Origin of the sequence: Stenotrophomonas maltophilia group sp. msm4, assembly GCF_032025605.1 — a bacterium.
Lineage (GTDB): Bacteria > Pseudomonadota > Gammaproteobacteria > Xanthomonadales > Xanthomonadaceae > Stenotrophomonas > Stenotrophomonas sepilia.
This window is the reverse complement of record NZ_JAVSKK010000005.1, coordinates 71,410-93,066: the sequence shown is the minus strand read 5'-3', so window position 1 is coordinate 93,066 and position 21,657 is coordinate 71,410. Positions and strand designations below refer to the sequence as shown.

The window sequence follows — 21,657 nt, the reverse complement described above, 5'->3', positions numbered from 1 at the left end:
TGTCCAAGGACGCGCGGGTAGGTTGCGCAGGGGCGTAAGCGCCATGGATGGCGCGCCCGAGCCTACAAGGACGTATTCACGGCGCCCCCTGCGCGACCTACCCGCGCGGCCCACCCATCAGTATCAGCGCCCACCACGAGGGGCTTCGCCGTTGGCCGCCCTACGGCAGCGCGCGCGCCAGCATTGCCGACAGATCCACACCCGCCGGCAGCGTCCCGAACACCAGCCCATGCTGCCCTTCCAGCCGGCTGCACACGAACGCTTCAGCCATTGGACTGCCCGCCCGCAACATCAACGCTGCCTGCAACAGCAGCGCAGTGCGCTCGCAGAACAGCCTCGCCTGCGACTCATCCGGTGCCGGCGCCGCTGCCCAACGCTGCAGCGCCGCCGCGTAGCGCGCATCATGATCGGCCACCGCTGCCAGCTCGGCGCGCAGCGCCGCCAGTGCCTCCGGTTCACGTGCCAGCGCGCGCAGTACGTCCAGGCACTGGATGTTGCCACTGCCTTCCCAGATCGAATTCAACGGCGCCTGCCGGTACAGACGCGGCAGCATCGATTCCTCCACATAGCCTGCGCCGCCGAGGCATTCCTGCGCTTCGTTGACGAAGGCCGGTGCGCGCTTGCACAGCCAGTACTTGCCCAGTGCCGTTCCCAGTCGCGCCAGCGCGGCCTCGTTGGCATCCACGCCTGCGCGATCCACCGCGCGTGCGATGCGCATCGAAAGTACCGTGGCCGCTTCCGATTCCAGTGCCAGGTCGGCCAGCACATTGGTCATCAACGGGTGCTCGACCAGCAGCTTGCCGAAGGTGCGGCGATGGCGTGCGTGGTGCAACGCCTGCGCCAACGCCATGCGCATTTCCGCCGCTGCGCCCAGCATGCAATCCAGGCGGGTCATCATCACCATGCCGATGATGGTGGCCACGCCACGCCCCTCCTCGCCCACCCGCCATGCCTGCGCGCCGCAGAACTCGACTTCGCTGGAGGCATTGGCCCAATCGCCGAGCTTGTCCTTCAATCGCATCAGGCGGAACGCGTTGCGGTCACCGTCGGCCAGCCGGCGCGGCATCAGCAGGCAGGTCAGTCCTCCCGGCGCCTGCGCCAGCACCAGGAAGCCATCGCACATCGGTGCGGAAAAGAACCACTTGTGGCCGACAAGGCGATAGCGCTCACCATCGATCGGTTCGGCGCGCGTGCTGTTGGCGCGCACATCCGAGCCGCCCTGCTTCTCGGTCATGCCCATGCCCAGGGTGATGCCGGCCTTGTCAGCCACCGGCACGTCGCGCGGGTCATAGACCGGCGCTGCGGCCTTGCGTGCCCACTCGGCCAGATGCGACTGCGCGTGCAGCACCGCTACTGCTGCATGGGTCATCGTCAAGGGGCAACTGGTGCCGGCCTCGGCCTGGTGGTGCAGGTAGCTCAACACCGCGCGCGCGACGTGCGCGCCGGGTTGCGGTTCGTGCCAGGACAAGCCGGCGACACCGTGCGATTTCGCCGTTTCCATCAACTGGTGATAGGCCGGGTGGAACTCCACCGTATCGATGCGATGACCCTGCGCATCATGCGTGCGCAGGCGTGGGCGGTCGCGGTTGGCATCAAAGCCGAGCCGGTACAGCTCGTCGCCGGCCAGCGCGCCATAGACCGCCAGGCGTGGCGCGAAGCTGCCAGCGCCTTCGCGCTGCACAGCTTCCATCAGCGCCACGTCGTCAGTCCACAACTGGCGCCCCGCGAACGGTGGCGGCTGGTTCAACACCACATGGGTTTCGTAGGGCGCGTCGCTGCTGAAGCTCGGTCCACTCATCCGGTCCATCCTGGCGGCAAGAGGTATGCGGTCCGATTGTGCCGCATGACTTGCCAAGCCCGTGTTCAGGCCGGTTCTCACCCTGTGCACGAGCGGCAGGCCACAGTGACCGCATGGCAGCCAACGACGATCTGGTGGTGTTGCGCCCGGAAGGGCTGTACTGCGCCGCCGGCGATTTCCACATTGATCCCTGGCGACCGGTAGCGCGCGCGGTCATCACCCATGGCCACGGGGATCACGCCCGCCCGGGCATGGGCGAGTACCACTGCAGCGAAGGCAGCCTGCCGATCCTGCGCTGGCGCCTGGGCGATGTGCCGGTGCAGGCGCACGTCGAGGGCGTGCCGTTCCGCCTGGGCCGGGTACAGGTCTCGCTGCATCCAGCCGGTCACGTCCTGGGATCTTCGCAGGTGCGCATCGACGACGGGCGGCAGGTCTGGGTCGCCTCCGGCGACTACAAGCGGCAGCCTGACCCAACCTGTGCGCCGTTCGAAGTGGTGCCCTGCGATACCTTCATCACCGAAGCCACCTTCGCCCTGCCGATCTACCGCTGGCCGGACACGCCGGCCGTCGCTGCTGAGATCGTGGCGTGGCGCCGCGAATGCGAACAACGCGGCGAGGCTGCGATCCTGCTGTGCTATGCACTCGGCAAGGCACAACGGGTGCTGGCCGAGCTGCGGCCGCTGGACGATCGGCCGGCCTGGCTGCATGGCGCCATCGCCAATGGCGTGGCGGTGTACCGGCAGGCCGGCGTACCGATGCTGGAGACGCTCACCGTGGCCGAACAGGGCCGCCAGCCCGATGCCGCCGGCCAGTTGATCCTCGCCCCGCCCTCGGCTGCGGGCACGCCCTGGATGCGCCGCTTCGGCCGTCACCAGCTGGGCTTCGCCTCGGGCTGGATGCAACTGCGCGGCAACCGCCGCCGCCGCAACGTTGATCGTGGCTTCGTCATTTCCGACCACGCCGATTGGCCCGCACTGCTGCAGACGATCGAACAGACCGGCGCGCAGCGGGTGATCGCCACCCATGGCAATACCGATGCGTTGATTCCGTTCCTGCGCGAGCGCGGCGTGGCTGCCGAAGCCTTCCGTACCGATTTCGGGAGCGAGGAATGAAGGCCTTCGCAGCACTCTACCAACGCCTGGACCGCAGCACTGCCACGCTGGACAAGCGAGCGGCACTGGTCGATTACTTCGGCCAGGCAGGCGCGCACGATGCGGCGTGGGCGCTGTACCTGCTCAGTGGTGGCAAGGTGGGCGGCGCGCGCAGGAAGATCGCCGCCAGTGGCGAACTGCGCGCCTGGATTGCCGAGGAATCAGGGTTGCCACCGTGGCTGGTGGAGGACAGCTATGCGCAGGTGGGTGACCTGGCCGAAACGCTGACCCTGCTGCTGGACGACCCACCGAACCCCTCGCCTGACCGGCCCCTGGCCGAATGGATCGAACAGCACCTGCTGGCGGTGGCCAACCAACCCGAGGCGATGCGCCGTGCGGCAGTCGTGGCCGGCTGGCAGCAGCTGTGCAGCAGCGAACGCCTGGTGTTCAACAAGCTGCTGACCGGCGCCCTGCGCGTTGGCGTCTCGCAACGACTGGTGCAGCAGGCGCTGGCCGAATGGTCCGGCCTGGACATCGCACGCATCGCCCAGCGCATGCTGGGCGAGTGGGTGCCCTCGCCCGGACTGCTGGCCCAGCTGCTGTCGCCGGATGAGCTGCCGCTGGACCGGCAGCAGCCCTACCCGTTCTTCCTCGCCTCGCCACTGGAGGGCAACCCTGCCGAACGACTCGGCGCGATCGATGACTGGCTGCTGGAATGGAAGTGGGATGGCATCCGCCTGCAGCTGCTGCGCCGGCGCGGCGAGGTCGCCTTGTGGTCACGCGGCGAAGAGCGGCTGGATGGCCGCTTCCCCGAGATCGAACAGGCGGCGATGGCGCTTCCCGATGGCTGCGTGCTGGACGGCGAGCTGCTGGCCTGGGACGAAGCCGCGGACCTGCCGCGTGCCTTCACCGCGCTGCAGACGCGCATCCAGCGCCGAAAACCCGGTGCGGCCACCCTGCGCAACACGCCGGTGCGGGTGCTCGCCTATGACCTGCTTGAACTCGATGGCGTGGACCTGCGCGAACGTCCGCTGCAGCAGCGGCGCGCGCGTCTCGCCGAGGTCGTCGGTGCACTGAATGATGCACGGATCCAGCTCTCACCCGGCGTTGACGCCGACGACTGGCTTCAGGCGGCGGCAATGCGCGACGTGGCACGCGAACGCGGCGTGGAAGGACTGATGCTGAAGCGGCATGCCTCGCCCTACCAGGCCGGACGCCGCCGTGGTGACTGGTGGAAATGGAAGGTCGATCCGCTCACCATCGATGCGGTGCTCCTGTACGCGCAGGCCGGCCATGGGCGGCGCAGCACGCTGTACACCGACTACACCTTCGGCGTCTGGGACGGCGACACGCTGGTGCCGGTGGCCAAGGCCTATTCGGGCCTGGATGACAAGGAAATCCTCGCGCTTGATCGCTGGATCCGCGCCAACACCCGCGAGCGCTTCGGCCCGGTGCGCAGCGTTCGCGCCGAACACGTCTTCGAGCTGGGCTTCGAGGCGGTCAACCGCAGCAGCCGGCACAAGTCGGGCATCGCCGTGCGCTTTCCGCGCATCCTGCGCTGGCGCCACGACAAGCCCGCCAGCGAAGCCGATCAGTTGGCCACGCTGCAGGCGTTGGCACGATGAACCGCAGCCAGGCACTGCGCCGGCTTGAAGACTGGTTCGCGTCCAGAGGCTGGCGCTCACTGCCGTTCCAGCGCGCGATGTGGCGTCACTATCTCGCCGGCGAATCCGGACTGCTGCACACACCCACAGGCAGTGGCAAGACACTGGCGATGTTCGGAGGGCCGCTGCTGCAGGCCATGATCGACCCGCCGACCTCCCCCCGCCGCGCCAGCGCGGTACGCCCGCTGCAGGTGCTGTGGGTGACCCCCTTGCGCGCCTTGGCCAGCGACACTGCACGCGCGCTGCAGACCGTGGTCGATGGGCTGGGGCTGGGTTGGCGTGTCGGCCTGCGCAGTGGTGACGCCAGCAACCGCGAGCGGCGCCAGGCGCGCGAAGGCCGCATCGACGTACTGGTGACGACGCCGGAATCACTGGCGCTGCTGCTGAGCTATCCAGATACGCTGCCGCGCATGCAGCGGCTGCGCTGCGTGGTGGTGGACGAATGGCACGAACTGCTGGGAAACAAGCGCGGCGTCCTGCTGCAGTTGAACCTGGCGGTGTTGCGCGATGCCACGCCGGCATTGCAGCTGTGGGGACTGTCAGCCACCCTGGGCAATCTGCACGAGGCGCGCGACGTGCTGCTGCCCGGGCGACCGGAAGCACCGATCGTGCAGGGCGTACGGCCGCGCCCACTGAGCGTGCGCAGCCTGCTGCCAGACCCCGGCGAGCGCTTCCCATGGGCGGGGCATCTGGGCCTGGCACAGCTGCCACGCGTGCTGGAGGCGCTGATGCAGGCACGCAGCAGCCTGCTGTTCACCAACACCCGTGCACAGGCGGAACTGTGGCATCAGGCGCTGGCGGCGGTCTGGCCGGAAGAACCGGACACGCTTGCACTGCACCACGGCTCGCTGGATCCGGCACTGCGCCAGCAGGTGGAGGACGGCCTGCGCGCGGGCGCGCTGCGCTGCGTGGTTGCCACCTCCAGCCTCGACCTGGGCGTCGACTTCCCCGAGGTTGAGCAGGTCCTGCAGCTGGGCAGCCCGAAGGGCGTGGCGCGCCTGCGCCAGCGCGCCGGACGCGCACGCCACCGCCCGGGTGCCAGCGGCGCCATCCTGTGCGTGCCCAGCCATGCGCTGGAACTGGCCGAGTACGCTGCGGTGCGCCGTGCCTTGGCTGAAGGTGTGGTCGAAGCGCGCAGGCCGCCGACGCTGTCGCTGGATGTGCTGGCCCAGCACGCGGTCAGCCGCGCACTGGCGGGCGGCTTCGACAGCACTGCGCTGCTGGCACAGGTCCGGCGTACCCATGCCTTCGCGTCGCTCGGCGACGACCAGTGGCAGGCCGTGCTCACGTTCATCGTGCAGGGCGGGCAGGCGTTGGCCCAGTACCCCGATTTCCACAAGGTCGTGCGAGATGCCGATGGGTGGTACCGCATGCACGACCGCCGCCAGGCGCTGCGTCATCGGCTGTCGATCGGCACCATCAGCAGCGATGGCAGCGTGCGCGTGCAGTTCCTGCGCGGCGGCGGCCTGGGCGCCGTGGAGGAGCAGTTCGCCAGCCGCCTGCGCCGTGGCGACCGCTTCCAGTTCGCCGGGCGCCTGCTGGAGCTGGTGCAGCTGCGCGACATGACCGCCTTCGTGCGGTTGGCACGAGGGCGCGGAGACGGTGTCGTGCCACGCTGGCAGGGAGGCCAGTTGCCGCTGTCGATGCCACTCGGACGCGAGCTGGAGTGGGTACTGTCCGGTGCTGACGACAGCGCCGAATCACGCTGGCTGTCGCCCTTGCTGGCACTGCAGCAACAGTTGTCGGCGCTTCCCGGCCCGGACCACCTGCTGGTGGAAGAGGTGCGGCGTCGCGAAGGCCAGTTCCTGTTCGTCTATCCCTTTGCCGGCCGCCACGTGCATGAGGCGCTGGCCGCCCTGCTCGCGCTGCGCTGTACCCGCCGGCAGCGCAACAGCATCGGCTATGCGGTGAACGATCACGGCCTGGTGCTGGTACCGGCACAGGCCATCGATCTGGACGCGGCGCAATGGCGGGCGCTGTTCGCCACCGGTCAGCTGCTGGATGACCTGCGTGCTGCGGTGAACCTGGGCGAGCTGGCGCGTCGCCAGTTCCGCGGCATCGCACGCGTCGCCGGCCTGCTGGTCCCCAGCCTGCCCGGTGGCATGCCACGGGCACTGCGCCAGCTGCAGGCGTCCGCGGGACTGCTCTACGACGTACTGCGCGAGCACGACCCGGATCACCTGCTGCTGGCGCTGGCGGAACAGGAAGTGCTGAATGACAGCCTCGACATGCCGGGGCTGCAACAGGTACTGGCCAGGATTCGGATGCAGACCCTCTCGGTGCAGCGCCCGGCGTCACTGACGCCGTTGGGTTTCCCGCTGTGGGCCGAACGCCTGCGCGGGCAGTTCAGCAACGAAGACTGGCGTACCCGGGTGCAACGCGTGGCCCGGCAGCTGGAGCGTCGGCATGGCCGATGAACTGCCGCTGCTGCGCGCAGGCGAGCCGCTGGTGCTGCTCGGCGCGCGTGCACTGTACTGGCCCGCGCGGCAGGCACTGCTGCTCGCCGACCTGCACCTGGGCAAGGCCGATGTCTTCCGCCGCGCAGGCATCGCGCTGCCCGGCGGCGGTACCGGCAAGGACCTGCAACGCCTGCAGGGGCTGCTGGACGCGCGTGCCTGCCGCGAGGTGTGGATCCTGGGCGACATCCTGCACGGCCCGGCGCATCGTGCTGCGTGGTACCAGCAATGGCTGGGATGGCGCGAACGCAATGCCGCACTGGACGTGCATGTCCTGCGCGGAAATCATGACCGGCAGCTGCCGCGTGCCGAGCTGCAGGTGCAGATCCACGACGAAGTACGGTTGCCACCGTTCCTGCTTCGGCATGAGCCGGTGCCCGATGCGGAGCTGCATGTGATCGCCGGGCATCTGCATCCACAGATCGCTTTGCCTCCGTTGCGGCGGCGCTTCCCCGCATTCCGGCTGCGTGACAGGATGACACTCCTGCCGGCCTTCTCCGCGTTCACCGCCGGAATCGTTCCTGTTCCCGCTGCCGGCGAACAGATGGTCGCCTGCGTGGACAACGGCCTGGTGGCACTGCCCCTGGCTTGAATCAGGCCGGACGGATATCCAGCTGCGGCATCAGCTGGAACTCAGGCGTGTCCTCTTCCCGTCGCCGCGGCAAGGCCTGGATCGCCGCCAGCATCTCCTGCGCGCAGGTGCGGATGCGCGTGTGGTGCTCCGGCGACGCATGACTGATCAGGCTGCCGACATGGAACTCGAACACGTCCTCCAGTACGTCGGGCTGGTCCTCGTGCAGCATCTGCAACAGACCGCGCAGCTTGCAGATTTCCGATTCCAGCTCCTCGACCGCGAACAACATGGCATCCTCCTCTTCGACAACAGGCGGCACATCCGGGCCGCAACAGGCCGCGACGGCAGCGCCTCCCGGGCCACGCGCGATGTTGATCACGGAAAGGAAAACGGGCGACGCGCAATCGCGTGCAACCTACTTCTCGCATATGCGCAGTGAGGCAACCGTTAATTCACGTGACGACGCGTTTCACGCAGTGGCTGTGATCGCGTTGATGCGAGGCACCTGCGCCGCAGTGGCCAGCGCGTCGACGAAAGCCGGATCCAGCGCGAGCGAACCGAACCAGCCATGCTGGGTACCGCTGAGCACACGCAGCATGTGACCACGTCCACCCGGCAGGCGCCCCATCGGGCCGAGCAGCACGTCGCGCGCTTTGGCCCAGGCATCGCGATCGGACTGGAACAGCGGCGTCAGCCAACGGCTCCAGCGCTGGTAGATCGCAACGTGCGCCCTGCGCTGCGCCTGGTAGGCCTGCAATGCCGCGGCACCGCCACCATGCGCGCGCAAGGCATCGCGCAGCGCCAGCGCATCGAGCAGCGCCATGTTCACGCCCTGGCCCAGCTGTGGGCTCATCGCATGCGCGGCATCGCCGGCCAGCACCATGCGGCCGTGATGCCAGCGCGTCATCACCGCGTCGCGGTAGACGGCCCGTGCCAGCTGGCCGGCATCACGCAGATGCGCGAAGCGTGCACTGGCCTGCGGCCACAGCGCATGCAGTTCGTCCAGCCAGGGCGTCATGCCGTCGGCCTGCCAACGTTCGAAATCGGCGCGTGGCAGGCTCCAGAAAAAGCTCAGGCGCGGCGTGTCATCACCGGGCCGCGTACCGACCGGCAACAGCCCGATCATCTTGCGTGCGGCCACGTAGCGCTGCCGCAGCTCCTGCAGGTGTGGCCAGTCTTCGGCCGGCAACAGGCACCACAGCGCACCCCACGGATACACGCGATCCAGTCCGTTACCGTCTTTGATCGTGCCGCGCAGCGTCGAGGCCGCACCATCGGCGGCCACCACCAGGTCGAACGCACCGTGCAGGCGCCCTTCGCTGTCACGCAGGCGGCCCTGCTCGGCATCCACTGCGGCAATGCTGACGCCGGCATGCAGCTGGCCCGCACCAGCACGCGCATCATCCAGCAACGAGAACAGGGCGCCGCGCTGCATGCCAAGGCCGTGCAGGCGCGCGTCCAGGCCGGCGTAGCGCATGTCCATCACTGCGCGTTCGCACGGCGTATCGCCGTACAGGCGATGCACCGGCGCGGCATGCGCGCGCACGGCGTCAAGCAGGCCCATCTGCCACAGCACCTGCAGGCCGCTGGGCTGCAGCAGGAAACCGGCGCCAACCGGTCCCGGCGTGGGCACACGTTCGAAGATCTCCACCTCGTGGCCATCACGGGAGAGCAGGATGGACAATGCCTGTCCAGCGGTGCCGTAGCCGATCACGGCGATGCGCAGTCGTTCCTTCATGGGCGCATTGTGCCCGAGCGCAAATCCGGATGCCCAGCGGGGCCTCCGCCCACGGCAGCGCAATTCTTGTCGCAGCGCAAAAAAAAACCCCGCCGGGGCGGGGTTTTCAACGCACTGTCGAGTGGATCACTCGGCCGGCGTGATGTTCGAAGCCTGGGCGCCCTTCGGGCCCTGGGTCACGTCATAGGTGACACGCTGGCCTTCCTGCAGGCTGCGGAAGCCCTTGGAGTTAATGGCGGAGAAGTGCGCGAACACGTCGGCGCTGCCATCCTCCGGCGAGATGAAGCCAAATCCCTTGGCGTCGTTGAACCACTTGACGGTACCGTTCGGCATGGTGATGCGAGACCTTATGCAATGAATGGGTGGTGTACGCTGAACCCGCGCACAAGCTGAGTATGCAAAGCTTGCTCGGGGAAGACAATCACCCCCGCGCCAATTCGCCCACCAGTTCCGGAAGTCCGTTGCTGGCCGCCTGCACATTGGCCAGCACTTCGGCCATCGTAATCTCCTCGCCATCACCGCAGCCGGCGGCCCAGTTGGCGATGATCGCCAGGCAGGCATAATCCAGCCCCAGCTCCCGCGCCAGTGCGGCTTCCGGCATGCCGGTCATGCCCACCAGATCGCAACCGTCGCGGCGCATGCGGGCGATTTCGGCGATCGTTTCCAGGCGCGGGCCCTGCGTTGCGCCATAGCAGCCACCGTCATGGACCGTGACACCGGTCACTTTGGCTGCCGCCAGGATCTTGCTGCGCAGCATCGGCGTGTACGGATGGCCGAAATCGACGTGGACCACGTCGGAGCCTTCTTCTTCACAGATCGTGCTGATGCGGCCCCAGGTGTAGTCGATGATCTGGTCCGGGCAGGCGAGCACGCGCGGACCGAAGTTCTCGGTGATGCCACCCACCGTGTTCAATGCCAGCACCCGCTGCGCGCCCAGCCGCTGCAGCGCAGCCAAATTGGCTCGGTAGTTGATCTTGTGCGGCGGCAGCGAATGCCCCTCGCCATGCCGCGCCAGGAACGCCACGCGATGGCCGAGCAGCGTGCCCACGCGCACCGGGCCCGATGGGCGGCCGAAGCGGGTGTCGACCTCGTGGGTCTGCACGTCGTCAAGCTTGGCCAGGTTGTAGACACCGGTACCGCCGATCACGGCCAGGGCGATCTGTCGCATTCGAAGCACTCCATGAAAAGACGAACGCCGGCACCCGAGGATGCCGGCGGCAGAAGAAGACGCGCCGCGGGCGGCTGCGCCGTTATTCCTTCATCGCGTAGATGGCCGGCACGCAGCGCAGGGTCTCGTTGACGTCCATGCCGAAGCCGAACACGTAGCGGTCCGGCAGCTCGATGCCCGCGTAATCGGCGGTCACGTCAGGCAGCGCACGGTCGTGCTTCTTCACGGTCATCGCAGCGATGCGCACATCGGTCGCGCCCTGTTCCAGGCACCAGGTGCGAACGCCCTGCAGGGTGTAGCCCTCGTCGAGGATGTCGTCGACCAGCAGCACGCGGCGGCCGAACAGCGAGGTGGCCGGCTTGTGCTTCCAGACCAGGTCACCGCCGGTTGTTTCGCCGCGGTAGCGGGTGGCGTGCAGGTAATCGAACTGCACGTCCTGGCCGCGCGCGCCCAGTTCCAGCGCCAGCTGGCCGGCGAACGGCAGCGCACCATGCATGATCGACAGGAACAACGGCACCTCGCCCTTGTAATCGCGCGCGATGGCGTCGGCGATAGCAGCGATGGCCTTGTCGATGGTGGGGCGGTCGACCAGCAGGTCAGCCTGGGCCAGGGCCTGGGAAATGGTGAGGTTGGGCATCAGACGGTTCTTCCAAGGGTTTCAAGCAGACGGGATTGGGTGTCGCCATGGCGGGCATCGGCCAGCAGGCCGTCCCAGCCGAGTGCGCCGCGGCCGAGCAGGCCCAGCAGCGCAGCAGTATTGAGGGAGCGTCCCTGCACCGCATGCAGGGCTTCATCGACCAGTTCCGGATGGCAAACCAGCACCACGTCGCAGCCGGCGTCCAGGTGCGCGTGCACGCGTGCCGGCACGCCGCCGGCGCTGTGCGAGGCGGCCATGCCGATGTCATCGGAGAACACCACGCCGCGGAAGCCGAGTTCGCCGCGCAGGATGTCCTGGATCCAGCGTGGGGAATAGCCGGCGGGCTCCGGTGCCACCTGCGGATAGATCACGTGCGCCATCATCACCGCATCGGCACCGGCGGCGATGCCGGCCTGGAACGGCACCAGGTCCTGCGCGCGCAGTTCGTCCAGCGCGCGTGGATCGATCGCGGTATCCACGTGGGTGTCTTCCAGCACGGTGCCGTGGCCAGGGAAATGCTTGAGCGTGGCGGCCATGCCGACCGCGTGCATGCCGCGCACATAGGCTGCGGTGAACGCGGCCACGACCTGCGGGTCTTCACTGAAGGCGCGGTTGCCGATGGCGCGGTTGCCGCGGCCAAGGTCGACCACCGGGGCGAAGCTGAGATCCAGGCCGCTGGCGCGGACTTCACTGGCCATCAGCCAGGCATGCTGCTCGGCCAGCGCCAGGGCCTGCTGCGGGTCGGTGGCGTACAAGGCACCAATGTCCTGCAGCGGCGGAAGATCGCTGTAACCCTCGCGGAAGCGCTGTACGCGGCCGCCCTCCTGGTCCACGCAGATCAGCTGCGGGCGCGGGGCAGCGGCACGGATGGCCGCGCTCAGATCGGTCACCTGCTGGCGCGAGGCGAAGTTGCGCTTGAACAGCACCACTCCGGCCACGGCGTCGTGCTGCAGCCAGTCACGTTCCTGGGCGGTCAGTTCGATGCCGGCAACGCCGATCAGCAGCATGGTCGATCTCCACAACGCGCGCCCGCATGGCGCAGTGCCGCATTGTCGCAGAACCGGCCGACAGGCGCAGTGGTCAGAAAAAGGGGACGGAGGGGATCAAGGCGCAATCGGCCCCAAGGGGCTGGATACGTCTTAATCCCCTCCGTCCCCTTTTGAGGAGCCGGTCAGACCTTGCAGCCGTCCGGGCCGCAGGCCTCGTCGCCGTCAGCCGGGGTGGCCGGGGCGCCCTGTTCGGCCGCGATCTGCTGCAGGGCCTGGGCGAACGCCTCGGGTGGTTGGGCCCCGGAAATCGCCCACTTCCCATCGATGACGAAGGTCGGCACCGAAGAAATGCCCAGTGCATGGGCCTGCGCCAGCTTGGCTTCGACCTCGGCCAGCCCGCGGTCGGAGGCCAGCATCTGCGCGATTTCGCCACCGTCCAGGCCGCCCGCCACGCCGGCCTTCACCAGTACAGCGTTGTCAGCCAGGTTCTGGCCATGCTCGAAGTGGGCGCGGAACAGCGATTCACCCACCGCATCCTGCACGCCATGCTGGCCGGCCAGCCACAACACCCGATGCGCCGGCAGTGTGGTCACCCGCACCTGGCCCTGGTTGAAATCCATCGGCAGCCCCTCCGCGCGCGCGGTGGTCTGGGTCTGGCCGAGGATCTGCTCGGTGCGCTCGACGCCCCCGAACTTGCGCGAATAGGCCTCGCGCAGCGGCACCGGGGTGTCGTCCGCATCCGGGTCCAGCTGGAACGGCTGCCAGTGGATATCGAGGTCAGGCGCGTTCAGACCCAGCAACTGCACGCCCTGCTGGAAACGATGCTTGCCGATCCAGCACCAGGGGCAGACCACGTCGGAGTAGATGTCGATTCTCATCCGAACGACATGGGGACCGCCTTCCTCGATAAAAGGGGACGGAGGGGATTAAGTCGCTTTCCGCACAGCCGGGGCAAAGCCGACTTAATCCCCTCCGTCCCCTTTTTGGGGGTTCACCACTGTGAATACGGGCGGCTGGCCAGGGCAACGTTGTAGTAGCGGGCGTCATCGGTCACTTCGGCGCCGACCCAGTCCGGCAGGTCGATGGCCTGGTCGGCGCTTTCCAGCTCAACTTCGGCCACCACCAGGCCGGCGTTGTCACCGAGGAACTCGTCCACTTCCCAGGTCAAGCCGGCGTGTTCGACCAGATGGCGGCGCTTGTCGATCAGGCCGCCGACACACAGCGCCAGCATTGCGCGCGCGTCCTCCACGGGGATCGGGTAGTCGAACTCCTGCCGGGTGTGGCCGAGGGTGCGCGACTTCAGGTTCAGCGCGGCGTGGTCGCCTTCGATGCGCACGCGCACCGAGGCGTTCTGGGTGCCGCGGTCGAGCGCGCCCATGTCGTTGATGTAGCCCTGCGCCATCGGGATCACCCGATGCGCGGCGGTGCGCCAGCCATCGCTGCTGACCAGGAATTTGCGTTCGATTTCGATGCCCATGGCGCAATTATGCGCCACGGGTGATGACAGCTGCTCAGCGCTTTTCGAATACCGCGATGCTTTCCACGTGCGCGGTGTGCGGGAACATGTCCATGGCACCGGCGCTGACCAGGGTAAAGCCCTGTTCGTTGACCAGATAGCCGGCATCGCGCGCCAGCGAGCCCGGGTGGCAGCTGACGTAGACGATGCGCTTGAACTGCTTCAGCGGCAGCTGCTGCAGCACTTCGATCGCGCCCGAGCGCGGCGGATCCAGCAGCAGCTTGTCGAAGCCCTGGCGCATCCACGCCGTGCTGCGCTGGTCCTGGGTCAGGTCGGCGCTGAAGAACTGCGCGTTCGCCAGGCCGTTGCGCTCAGCGTTCTCACGCGCACGCGCGACGAGGCCGGCATCGCCTTCCACACCCACCACTTCACGCACACGGCGGGCCAATGGCAGGGTGAAGTTGCCCAGGCCGCAGAACAGGTCCAGCACGCGCTCGTCCTTACCCGGCTGCAGCAGGTCCAGGGCGTGGGCGATCATCTTCTCGTTGAGCTTGGCGTTGACCTGGATGAAATCCAACGGGCGGAACGCCAGCTCGACATCCCACGGCGCCAGTCGGAACGACAGCGGCACGCCCTGCCCGTCCAGCGGCTGCACGGTGTCCACGCCGCCGGACTGCAGGTAGATCACGAACCCATGCTGCTGGCCGAAGGCAGCCCAGGCCGCGCGGTCCGCATCGCTGAGCGGTTGCAGGTGGCGCACGGTCAGCACCACCGCCTGGTCACCGGCGATGAACTCGATCTGCGGGATGTCGCGCTTGCCATCGAGCGTTTCAATGAAGGTGGACAGCGCCTTGACCTGGGTGCCGATTTCCGGAATCACCGTCAGGCATTGGCTGAGGTCGGCGACGAAACGCGGATCCTGTTCACGGAAGCCGACCAGGGTCTTGTCCTTCTTCTCGACCCGGCGCACCGAGAAGCGGCCCTTGCGGCGGTAACCCCAGCTCTCGCCGACCAGCGGCGGCAGCACGGTGCCCGGCTTCACATGGCCGATCCGCTCCAGGTTGTCCATCAGCACGCGCTGCTTGGCGACGATCTGCTGGGCCTCGTCCAGGTGCTGCAGTACGCAGCCGGCACAGGTGCCGAAATGGGGGCACTTGGGGGTCACCCGCTGCGGCGAGGCCTGCAGCACCTCCAGCGTGCGCGCCTCGTCGAAATGGCGGCTGCGGGCTGTCTGTTCGGCCATCACCACCTCACCGGGCAGGGCGCCGCTGACGAAGGTAACCTTGCCGCCCTCGCCTTCACGGCGGGCGACACCGCGACCATCATGGCTGAGGTCGAGGATCTCGGTCTGGAACGGGGTACGGTCGGTGCGGGAGCGGGATCGGGCCACGTGGCAACAGGCTGCGGGCAAAAATGGGGGCGTATTGTCGCAGATCCTGACCGATGGGGCCCGGACCCGCTTGCGCCCGTGGCCGTCGTGCATGATGATTGGGACAGCTGACATGGAGGCAGCCCTGATGCAGATGACCCCGCGGGCCGCACGGCCCCGCTTCCTGCTTGTCGAGGACGACATCATCAGCCGCGGTTTTTTCAAGGCGGCGTTGGAAACGTTACCGGCGGATGTGGACACCGCAGATTCGCTGGCCAGTGCCCTGGCCAGTGCCGAGCCCGGCTCGCATGACCTGTGGCTGATCGACGTCAACCTGCCGGACGGCAATGGCGCGCAGCTGTTGCGTGAGTTGCGCCGTTCACATCCCGACACGCCGGCGCTGGCACATACCGCCGACGGCGATGCCTCCATTCACGCCCGCCTGCGCGAAGCTGGTTTCAGCGACACGCTGGTCAAGCCACTGGGCCGCGACCAGCTGCTGAAGGCCGTGCGCCGAGCGCTGGTCAACAGCCCGGCGGGGATCTTCGTGGCACAGGCCCCGGCCGCGGTCGAACTGGCCGTACAGGACTGGGACGAGACCGCAGCCCTGGCAGCGCTCAATGGCCAGCGCAACCACCTGATCGCACTGCGCGAACTGTTCCTGGCCGAGTTGCCGGGCGTGCGCGACGCGGTCGAGCAGGCGGTCGACCAGCACGACGAGCGCCAGTTGCGCAGCCAGTTGCACCGATTGCAGGCCAGCTGTGGCTTCGTGGGGGCGGCACGGTTGGGACGGGCGGTGCGCCAGCTGCATCATGCGCCCGATTCCGGGCAGGCCCAGGCGGGGTTCCGCGACGCGGTGGCTGCCCTGCTGCACTGAGGGTTGCTCGGCAGGGCTGCGCCCTGCACCCGCAGATGCTTCAAGCCAGAGCAACATCAAAGGCCAGAGCCAGAGCGGCTCTGTCTTTCTGCCTGTTGGACGGGGGGGATGGGTGGGCAGGACACGCCGTAAACCCCGCTCCGCGGTCCGGGCCCCCCCCCGGGGGGGGGGCGGGGGGGGGCGGGGGGGGGCGGGGGGGGGGGGCCCCCCCCCCCCCCCGCCATCCGACGGAATGCACGCTGTTGCTGTTGCTGTTGCTGTTGCTTTGGCCTCGGCAGGTGCAGGGCTGCAAGCCCTGCCGAACACCCCTTAACGCCTGGGCGCCAGCTGCTCGAGCATTTCCCAGGACTTCAGCCCGCGCGGCCCCAGGTGATGGGCCAGCACCCGCCGCATCGGCAGGCGCAGGCTAGCCAGATCGGCGGCATCCGGCTCTTCGTCAGCCGCCAGCGCCAACAGCGCCGACCCGGTGGCGGCTGCCCGGCGCTCCCCGCCGCGCTCGCTCAACAGGCGCTGCGCACCCTCCTGCGGGTCCAGTTCGTACCGCGCCGCCGGGTCGATCGGCTGGCCATCGCTGGCGCTGTCCAGCTCGAAACCCAGGCCCAGCGCAGACAGCAGCTCGCGTTCGAAACGGCGCAGGGTCCAGGCCAGGCCAGCGCCCACCGCCAGCCGCGCACGCGCCTCGCCGTAGGCGAGGTACAGCTCCGGCAGCGGGTCCTGGCGCGGGGCCAGGCGCAGGGTCAGTTCGCTCAGGTAGAAACCGGCCAGCATCGCCTGCCCGACCAGGCGAGGCGCCGCATCCAGCGCCTCGGCGCCACGCAGCTGGGCCAGTTCCCCCCGCTGCTGGGCGCTGAAGCGGATCCACTGCAACGGCTGCAGGGCGGCGCGCAGCACCTGGCCCTTGGCAGTGGACACGCCACGCGCAAGCAGGCCGATACGGCCATGCTGCGCGCTCAACACTTCGACCAGCAGGCTGGTCTCGCGGTAGGCCCGTGCGTGCAGCACGAAGCCGGTGTCGTCCTCGATCATCATCGAAGCGACTACAACGCCTTACTCGTAACCGAAGGCCTTCAGCGCGGCCTCGTCGTCGGACCAGCCTTCACGCACGCGCACCCAGGTTTCCAGGAACACCTTGGCCCCGAACAGACGCTCCATCTGCAGGCGGGACTTGGCGCCGATCTCCTTCAGGCGGGCGCCGCCCTTGCCGATCACGATGGCCTTCTGGCCTTCACGCTCGACCCAGATCACCGCACCGATGCGCAGCAGGTTGCCGTCCTCGGTGAAGCGTTCGATCTCGACAGTGGTGGCGTAGGGCAGTTCCTCGCCGAGCTGGCGCATCAGCTGCTCGCGCACCAGTTCACCGGCCAGGAAACGCTGGCTGCGGTCGGTGATCTCATCCTCGCCGAACATCGGCGGGGCTTCCGGCAGCAGCTTCAGCACGTCGCGCACCAGCGCTTCCAGGCCGTTGCGCTTCTGCGCGGAGATCGGATGCACGGCGGCGAAGTCGCGACCCTCGGTCACCTGCTGCAGGAACGGCAGCAACGCGCCCTTTTCCTTCAGGCGATCGATCTTGTTGACCACCAGCACCACCGGGATGCCGGCGTCGCGCAGCACGTTGAACGCCAGGCTGTCCTCTTCATCCCAGCGACCGGCTTCGATCACCAGCAGGCCGGCATCGACGCCTTCCAGCGAGCCACGCGCGGCGCGATTCATCACCCGATTCATCGCCCGCTTCTGCACCTTGTGCAGGCCGGGGGTGTCGACCAGCACCAGCTGGCCCTCCGGATAGGTGGCGATGCCCAGCAGGCGATGACGCGTGGTCTGCGGACGGTTGGAGACGATGCTGACCTTGGCGCCGACCAGGGCATTGGTCAGGGTCGACTTGCCCACGTTCGGGCGGCCGATGACGGCCACGCTGCCGCAATGATGGGGAGTTTGTTCGCTCACTTGGAATCCAGTTGTTCTAGGACGGCCGCAGCCGCCTGTTGTTCGGCAAGCCGCCGCGAGGCGCCTTCGCCCTCGGTGCTGGCGGCCGGGTCGGCTACGTTGCAGCGTACCCGGAAGTGCTTGGCGTGGTCGTCACCGGATTCTGACACCAGTTCATACTGCGGCAACGCCTTCTGTCGGGCCTGCAGCCATTCCTGCAGGCGGGTCTTGGGGTCCTTCTCGGGTCGGCCAGAGGCCGGCAGTGCCTCGATCGAAGCGCTGAACCAGGGCAGGACCACTGCCCGGCAGGCCTCGAAACCGGCATCCAGGTAGATCGCAGCCACCACGGCTTCCACCGCGTCGGCCAGGATCGAATCACGACGGTGGCCACCGGACTTCATTTCGCCCGGCCCAGGATCAGCCGCTCGCCCAGTTCCAGGCTACGTCCAATCACCGCCAGCGCGCCCTCACGCACCAGTTCGGCGCGGCGCGGGTCATCGCGCCCTCGTCAGCCTTGGGCCAGCGTCGGTACAGCGCCTCGGCCGCCATCATGTTGACGATGCTGTCGCCCAGGAATTCCAGGCGCTCGTTGTGTGGCGCACCGGCACTGCGATGCGTCAGCGCCTGCTTCAGCAGCGCCGGGTCGCGGAAGGGATGACCGATCAGGTCACCACGTTGGAAAGGTTTATTCGGCACCGCTTCGAGTCAGGTCCTGGGATGAATCGAATTTGCCAACCACGTCCAGGTTGCCGACCAACGGACGGCGCACTTCGTAGTTGACCTTGAGGGTCCAGCCATTGTCGCGACGGTCGAACTTCACGTTGGCCGGCTTCACGTTTTCCGAGTAATTGATGTACAGGCGCTTGAAGAACAGATCCTGGATCCGGGCCGGCTCCATGCTGCCCACGCCCGGCTCCTTGGCCAGGCTCTTCATCGCCGAGCGCACCGCGTAATACTCCTGGTACATCGGGAACAGCTTCATGCCGATGTAAAGGAAGAAACCCACCACGATCAGGACCGCCAGGAACGAGGTCAGGGTCATGCCACGCTGCGTGTTCATCGTCTTCATTGCGTTCTCCCCAGATACGCGTTGGATGTGAAGGTACTCAGTTGATGCTCGAGCCGATCCGCGACGGCTCGAAGCCATCCTTGCAGAACCAGCCCTGGCAGTTCAGCCAGATCAGGAAGGCCTTGCCGCGCAGGTTTTCTTCCGGCAGCAGGCCCCAGAAGCGGCCATCGTCGCTGTTGTCACGATTGTCGCCCATCACCAGGTACTTGCCGGCCGGTACGGTCCACTGGCCCTGGCCACGCGGATAGTCGGTCTCCAGCACGGTATGGGTACGGCCCGGCAGGTGCTCGACCAGCAGGTTGGCGCCCTCGCCCTGGCCCTTGTGGCCGGCATAGATGCCCTTGTTGTCGTACTTCAGCGGTTCGCCATTGAGGATCACGCCGTCGCCTTCGAAGACCACGGTGTCACCCGGCACGCCGATCACGCGCTTGATGAAGTTCTCGCCCTTGGCCGGGTCGTTGTCGCTGTGGCCGGGGAAGTGGAACACCACCACGTCGCCGCGCGACGGCTCGCCGAAGGGGACGATCTTGGTGTTGCTGATCGGCAGGCGCAGGCCGTAGGAAAATTTGTTGACCAGGATGAAATCGCCGATCAGCAGGTTCGGCATCATCGAGCTGGACGGGATCTTGTACGGCTCGGCGATGAAACTGCGCACGATCAGCACGATCGCCAGCACCGGGAAGAATGCACGCGAGTAGTCCACCAGCACCGGCTCGGTGTCGAGCAGGCCCGCGCGCTGGGCGCGGCGCTTGGCGAGGTACAGCTTGTCGGCGAGCAGGATCAGGCCCGAGGCCAGGGTCAGCACGACCAGGAGGATCTCAAACAGTTTCATTCAGGGTCCTTTGCAACGTCACCAGACGACCGGCCCCGCGAGGCCGGTGCGGGCTTACTTGTTGTCCATCTGCAGCACGGCCAGGAACGCTTCCTGCGGGATCTCCACGCGGCCGACCTGCTTCATGCGCTTCTTGCCTTCCTTCTGCTTTTCCAGAAGCTTCTTCTTGCGCGAGACGTCGCCACCATAGCACTTGGCCAGCACGTTCTTGCGCATCGCCTTGACCGTGGTGCGGGCGATGATCTGCGAGCCGACGGCGGCCTGGATGGCCACGTCGAACATCTGCCGGGGGATCAGGTCCTTCATCTTCTCGCACAGCTCGCGGCCACGGCGGTCGGCGTGGCTGCGGTGCACGATCAGCGACAGTGCGTCGACCTTGTCACCGTTGATCAGCACGTCGACGCGCACGAACGGGCCGGCGTCGAAGCGCACGAAGTGGTAGTCCAGCGAGGCATAGCCACGGCTGACCGACTTGAGCTTGTCGAAGAAGTCCAGCACCACCTCGGCCATCGGCAGCTCGTAGCTGATCTGCACCTGGCTGCCCAGGTAGTTGATGCCGATCTGGCTGCCGCGCTTTTCTTCGCACAGCTTGATGATGTTGCCGATGTATTCCTCGGGAGTGAGCACATTGGCGCGGATGATCGGCTCGCGGATCTCCTCGACCTGGTTCACCGGCGGCAGCTTGGCCGGGTTGTCCATGTTGATGACCGAGCCGTCGGTCTTCAGGACCTCATACACCACCGTCGGCGCGGTGCTGATCAGGTCCAGGTTGTATTCGCGTTCCAGGCGCTCCTGCACGATCTCCATGTGCAGCATGCCCAGGAAGCCACAGCGGAAGCCGAAGCCCATCGCTTCGGAGCTTTCCGGCTCTCAAAACGCAGCGCGGCATCGTTCAGGCGCAGCTTGTCCAGCGCTTCGCGCAGGTCCGGGTAGTCCTCGGCATCGACCGGGAACAGGCCGGCGAACACGCGCGGCTGCATTTCCTGGAAGCCCGGCAGCGGCTTCGGCCGGATCGCCGGCCAGGGTGAGGGTGTCGCCGACCGGCGCACCATGCACGTCCTTGATGCTGGCGGTGACCCAGCCCACTTCACCGGCACGCAGCGCCGGCAGCACCTTGCGCTTGGGAGTGAACACGCCGACGTTGTCGACCTGGTGGTTGCGGCCGGTCGACATCACCTGCAGCTTGTCACCGGCCTTGATCTCGCCCTGCATCACGCGCACCAGCGAGACCACGCCCAGGTAGTTGTCGAACCACGAGTCGATGATCAGCGCCTGCAGCTTGTCGGTGTCGCGCGGCACCGGCGGCGGGATGCGATGGACGATCGCCTCCAGCACGTCCTGCACGTTGAGGCCGGTCTTGGCACTGACCGGCACGGCGTCGGAGGCGTCGATGCCGATCACGGCCTCGATCTCGGCCTTGGCGCGCTCGATGTCGGCGGTGGGCAGGTCGATCTTGTTGATCACCGGCACCACTTCCAGGCCCTGCTCCACTGCGGTATAGCAGTTGGCCACCGACTGCGCTTCCACGCCCTGCGCCGCGTCGACCACCAGCAGCGCGCCTTCGCAGGCGGCCAGCGAGCGGCTGACTTCATAGGAGAAGTCGACGTGGCCGGGGGTGTCGATGAAGTTCAGGTGATAGGTCTGCCCGTCCTTGGCCAGGTACGGCAGTGACACCGATTGCGCCTTGATCGTGATGCCACGCTCGCGCTCGATGGGATTGGAGTCGAGCACCTGCGCTTCCATCTCGCGGGCCTGCAGGCCACCACAGAGCTGGATGATGCGGTCGGCCAGCGTGGACTTGCCGTGGTCGACATGGGCGATGATGGAGAAGTTGCGGATGTTCCGCATCGAATCAGAAGACATAGGTGGCGGCGGCGCGCGGCGTCGTCAGGGTAACGGTCGATTATCGCATGCCCGGCGCCCGGCCGCGAAAACTGCCTCATCGGGCCGGGGCCAGAACGGCCGAAGCCCCCCCGGGGGGGGGCTGCGGGGGCCGCGCCGGCGCCGCCGAAGCGG

General features: G+C 67.5%; 19 protein-coding genes and 2 pseudogenes. 5 read left to right on the top strand and 16 right to left on the bottom strand.

What is annotated here, in order from left to right; all coding sequences use genetic code 11:
• Nucleotides 1-160: 160 nt before the first annotated feature.
• Complete coding sequence (locus ROV93_RS21585) at nucleotides 161-1,798, bottom strand: acyl-CoA dehydrogenase family protein (protein ID WP_072169097.1); 1,638 nt, start codon at nucleotides 1,796-1,798, stop codon at nucleotides 161-163.
• Nucleotides 1,799-1,911: 113 nt separating this feature from the next.
• On the opposite strand from ROV93_RS21585, the gene ROV93_RS21580 reads away from it, so the two are divergent.
• Genes ROV93_RS21580 through pdeM form a run of 4 tightly spaced genes read left to right on the top strand, consistent with a single transcriptional unit; the run spans nucleotide 1,912 to nucleotide 7,601 of the window.
• Complete coding sequence (locus ROV93_RS21580; RefSeq protein ID WP_061479802.1) at nucleotides 1,912-2,910, top strand: ligase-associated DNA damage response exonuclease; 999 nt, start codon at nucleotides 1,912-1,914, stop codon at nucleotides 2,908-2,910.
• Nucleotides 2,907-4,514, top strand: coding sequence for an ATP-dependent DNA ligase (locus ROV93_RS21575; RefSeq protein ID WP_072169096.1), 1,608 nt, complete (start codon nucleotides 2,907-2,909; stop codon nucleotides 4,512-4,514). The genes ROV93_RS21580 and ROV93_RS21575 overlap by 4 nt, the downstream gene beginning before the upstream one ends.
• Nucleotides 4,511-6,970, top strand: a complete 2,460-nt coding sequence (locus ROV93_RS21570) for a ligase-associated DNA damage response DEXH box helicase (protein ID WP_072169095.1) — start codon at nucleotides 4,511-4,513, stop codon at nucleotides 6,968-6,970. The genes ROV93_RS21575 and ROV93_RS21570 overlap by 4 nt, the downstream gene beginning before the upstream one ends.
• Nucleotides 6,960-7,601, top strand: a complete 642-nt coding sequence (gene pdeM, locus ROV93_RS21565) for a ligase-associated DNA damage response endonuclease PdeM (protein ID WP_312541311.1) — start codon at nucleotides 6,960-6,962, stop codon at nucleotides 7,599-7,601. The genes ROV93_RS21570 and pdeM overlap by 11 nt, the downstream gene beginning before the upstream one ends.
• 1 nt (nucleotide 7,602) lies before the next feature.
• On the opposite strand, the gene ROV93_RS21560 is transcribed toward pdeM, so the two are convergent.
• From ROV93_RS21560 to rlmD, 9 genes are all read right to left on the bottom strand, one after another.
• Nucleotides 7,603-7,872, bottom strand: coding sequence for a hypothetical protein (locus ROV93_RS21560; protein ID WP_053500349.1), 270 nt, complete (start codon nucleotides 7,870-7,872; stop codon nucleotides 7,603-7,605).
• A 180-nt stretch (nucleotides 7,873-8,052) separates the two neighbouring features.
• Complete coding sequence (locus ROV93_RS21555) at nucleotides 8,053-9,321, bottom strand: NAD(P)/FAD-dependent oxidoreductase (RefSeq protein ID WP_072169093.1); 1,269 nt, start codon at nucleotides 9,319-9,321, stop codon at nucleotides 8,053-8,055.
• 126 nt (nucleotides 9,322-9,447) lie between these two features.
• The gene (locus ROV93_RS21550; RefSeq protein ID WP_005410590.1) at nucleotides 9,448-9,654 is read right to left on the bottom strand and encodes a cold-shock protein; all 207 of its coding nucleotides are present in this window, start codon (nucleotides 9,652-9,654) and stop codon (nucleotides 9,448-9,450) included.
• A gap of 88 nt (nucleotides 9,655-9,742) precedes the next feature.
• Nucleotides 9,743-10,489, bottom strand: coding sequence for an S-methyl-5'-thioinosine phosphorylase (locus ROV93_RS21545; RefSeq protein ID WP_312541308.1), 747 nt, complete (start codon nucleotides 10,487-10,489; stop codon nucleotides 9,743-9,745).
• Between the two features lie 82 nt (nucleotides 10,490-10,571).
• Nucleotides 10,572-11,126, bottom strand: a complete 555-nt coding sequence (locus tag ROV93_RS21540) for a hypoxanthine-guanine phosphoribosyltransferase (RefSeq protein WP_005418223.1) — start codon at nucleotides 11,124-11,126, stop codon at nucleotides 10,572-10,574.
• Nucleotides 11,126-12,133 (bottom strand): beta-N-acetylhexosaminidase, encoded by a 1,008-nt coding sequence (nagZ, locus tag ROV93_RS21535; protein WP_072169091.1) that lies wholly within the window; start codon nucleotides 12,131-12,133, stop codon nucleotides 11,126-11,128. The genes ROV93_RS21540 and nagZ overlap by 1 nt, the downstream gene beginning before the upstream one ends.
• Before the next feature lie 164 nt (nucleotides 12,134-12,297).
• Nucleotides 12,298-12,993 carry a DsbA family oxidoreductase gene (locus ROV93_RS21530; protein ID WP_072169090.1) on the bottom strand — a complete coding sequence of 232 codons (696 nt, stop codon included), beginning with the start codon at nucleotides 12,991-12,993 and terminating at the stop codon, nucleotides 12,298-12,300.
• A gap of 113 nt (nucleotides 12,994-13,106) precedes the next feature.
• On the bottom strand, nucleotides 13,107-13,592 hold the full coding sequence (locus ROV93_RS21525) for a CYTH domain-containing protein (protein WP_072169089.1): 486 nt from the start codon (nucleotides 13,590-13,592) through the stop codon (nucleotides 13,107-13,109).
• A gap of 34 nt (nucleotides 13,593-13,626) precedes the next feature.
• On the bottom strand, nucleotides 13,627-14,961 hold the full coding sequence (gene rlmD, locus ROV93_RS21520) for a 23S rRNA (uracil(1939)-C(5))-methyltransferase RlmD (protein WP_072169088.1): 1,335 nt from the start codon (nucleotides 14,959-14,961) through the stop codon (nucleotides 13,627-13,629).
• 127 nt (nucleotides 14,962-15,088) lie between these two features.
• Here rlmD and ROV93_RS21515 point away from each other — a divergent pair, with 127 nt between their 5' ends.
• Nucleotides 15,089-15,817 carry a response regulator gene (locus ROV93_RS21515; RefSeq protein WP_072169087.1) on the top strand — a complete coding sequence of 243 codons (729 nt, stop codon included), beginning with the start codon at nucleotides 15,089-15,091 and terminating at the stop codon, nucleotides 15,815-15,817.
• A gap of 309 nt (nucleotides 15,818-16,126) precedes the next feature.
• On the opposite strand, the gene recO is transcribed toward ROV93_RS21515, so the two are convergent.
• The 6 genes and pseudogenes from recO to lepA form a co-directional block, all read right to left on the bottom strand.
• Nucleotides 16,127-16,846, bottom strand: coding sequence for a DNA repair protein RecO (recO, locus tag ROV93_RS21510; RefSeq protein ID WP_049447075.1), 720 nt, complete (start codon nucleotides 16,844-16,846; stop codon nucleotides 16,127-16,129).
• Nucleotides 16,847-16,864: 18 nt separating this feature from the next.
• A complete protein-coding gene (era, locus tag ROV93_RS21505; protein ID WP_005410599.1) occupies nucleotides 16,865-17,761 on the bottom strand; it encodes a GTPase Era in 897 nt (298 codons plus the stop codon).
• Nucleotides 17,758-18,436, bottom strand: a pseudogene (gene rnc, locus ROV93_RS21500) (ribonuclease III). The gene era and the pseudogene rnc overlap by 4 nt, the downstream one beginning before the upstream one ends.
• Nucleotides 18,426-18,809: a DUF4845 domain-containing protein gene (locus ROV93_RS21495; protein ID WP_014038086.1), complete on the bottom strand. Its 384-nt coding sequence runs from the start codon at nucleotides 18,807-18,809 to the stop codon at nucleotides 18,426-18,428. The pseudogene rnc and the gene ROV93_RS21495 overlap by 11 nt, the downstream one beginning before the upstream one ends.
• A gap of 37 nt (nucleotides 18,810-18,846) precedes the next feature.
• Nucleotides 18,847-19,641, bottom strand: a complete 795-nt coding sequence (gene lepB, locus ROV93_RS21490; protein ID WP_005418234.1) for a signal peptidase I — start codon at nucleotides 19,639-19,641, stop codon at nucleotides 18,847-18,849.
• 54 nt (nucleotides 19,642-19,695) lie between these two features.
• A pseudogene (lepA, locus tag ROV93_RS21485) lies at nucleotides 19,696-21,489 on the bottom strand (translation elongation factor 4).
• Nucleotides 21,490-21,657: the final 168 nt, after the last annotated feature.

Excerpts from the sequence above, each read along its gene's own strand:
- ROV93_RS21555 (WP_072169093.1), bottom strand. The coding sequence starts at position 9,321 with ATGAAGGAACGACTGCGCATCGCCGTGATCGGCTACGGCACCGCTGGA.
- ROV93_RS21560 (WP_053500349.1), bottom strand. The coding sequence starts at position 7,872 with ATGTTGTTCGCGGTCGAGGAGCTGGAATCGGAAATCTGCAAGCTGCGC.
- ROV93_RS21530 (WP_072169090.1), bottom strand. The coding sequence starts at position 12,993 with ATGAGAATCGACATCTACTCCGACGTGGTCTGCCCCTGGTGCTGGATC.
- ROV93_RS21515 (WP_072169087.1), top strand. The coding sequence starts at position 15,089 with ATGCAGATGACCCCGCGGGCCGCACGGCCCCGCTTCCTGCTTGTCGAG.
- nagZ (WP_072169091.1), bottom strand. The coding sequence starts at position 12,133 with ATGCTGCTGATCGGCGTTGCCGGCATCGAACTGACCGCCCAGGAACGT.
- ROV93_RS21495 (WP_014038086.1), bottom strand. The coding sequence starts at position 18,809 with ATGAAGACGATGAACACGCAGCGTGGCATGACCCTGACCTCGTTCCTG.
- ROV93_RS21550 (WP_005410590.1), bottom strand. The coding sequence starts at position 9,654 with ATGCCGAACGGTACCGTCAAGTGGTTCAACGACGCCAAGGGATTTGGC.
- ROV93_RS21575 (WP_072169096.1), top strand. The coding sequence starts at position 2,907 with ATGAAGGCCTTCGCAGCACTCTACCAACGCCTGGACCGCAGCACTGCC.
- ROV93_RS21570 (WP_072169095.1), top strand. The coding sequence starts at position 4,511 with ATGAACCGCAGCCAGGCACTGCGCCGGCTTGAAGACTGGTTCGCGTCC.
- ROV93_RS21580 (WP_061479802.1), top strand. The coding sequence starts at position 1,912 with ATGGCAGCCAACGACGATCTGGTGGTGTTGCGCCCGGAAGGGCTGTAC.
- pdeM (WP_312541311.1), top strand. The coding sequence starts at position 6,960 with ATGGCCGATGAACTGCCGCTGCTGCGCGCAGGCGAGCCGCTGGTGCTG.
- lepB (WP_005418234.1), bottom strand. The coding sequence starts at position 19,641 with ATGAAACTGTTTGAGATCCTCCTGGTCGTGCTGACCCTGGCCTCGGGC.
- ROV93_RS21540 (WP_005418223.1), bottom strand. The coding sequence starts at position 11,126 with ATGCCCAACCTCACCATTTCCCAGGCCCTGGCCCAGGCTGACCTGCTG.
- ROV93_RS21585 (WP_072169097.1), bottom strand. The coding sequence starts at position 1,798 with ATGAGTGGACCGAGCTTCAGCAGCGACGCGCCCTACGAAACCCATGTG.
- ROV93_RS21545 (WP_312541308.1), bottom strand. The coding sequence starts at position 10,489 with ATGCGACAGATCGCCCTGGCCGTGATCGGCGGTACCGGTGTCTACAAC.
- ROV93_RS21525 (WP_072169089.1), bottom strand. The coding sequence starts at position 13,592 with ATGGGCATCGAAATCGAACGCAAATTCCTGGTCAGCAGCGATGGCTGG.
- recO (WP_049447075.1), bottom strand. The coding sequence starts at position 16,846 with ATGATGATCGAGGACGACACCGGCTTCGTGCTGCACGCACGGGCCTAC.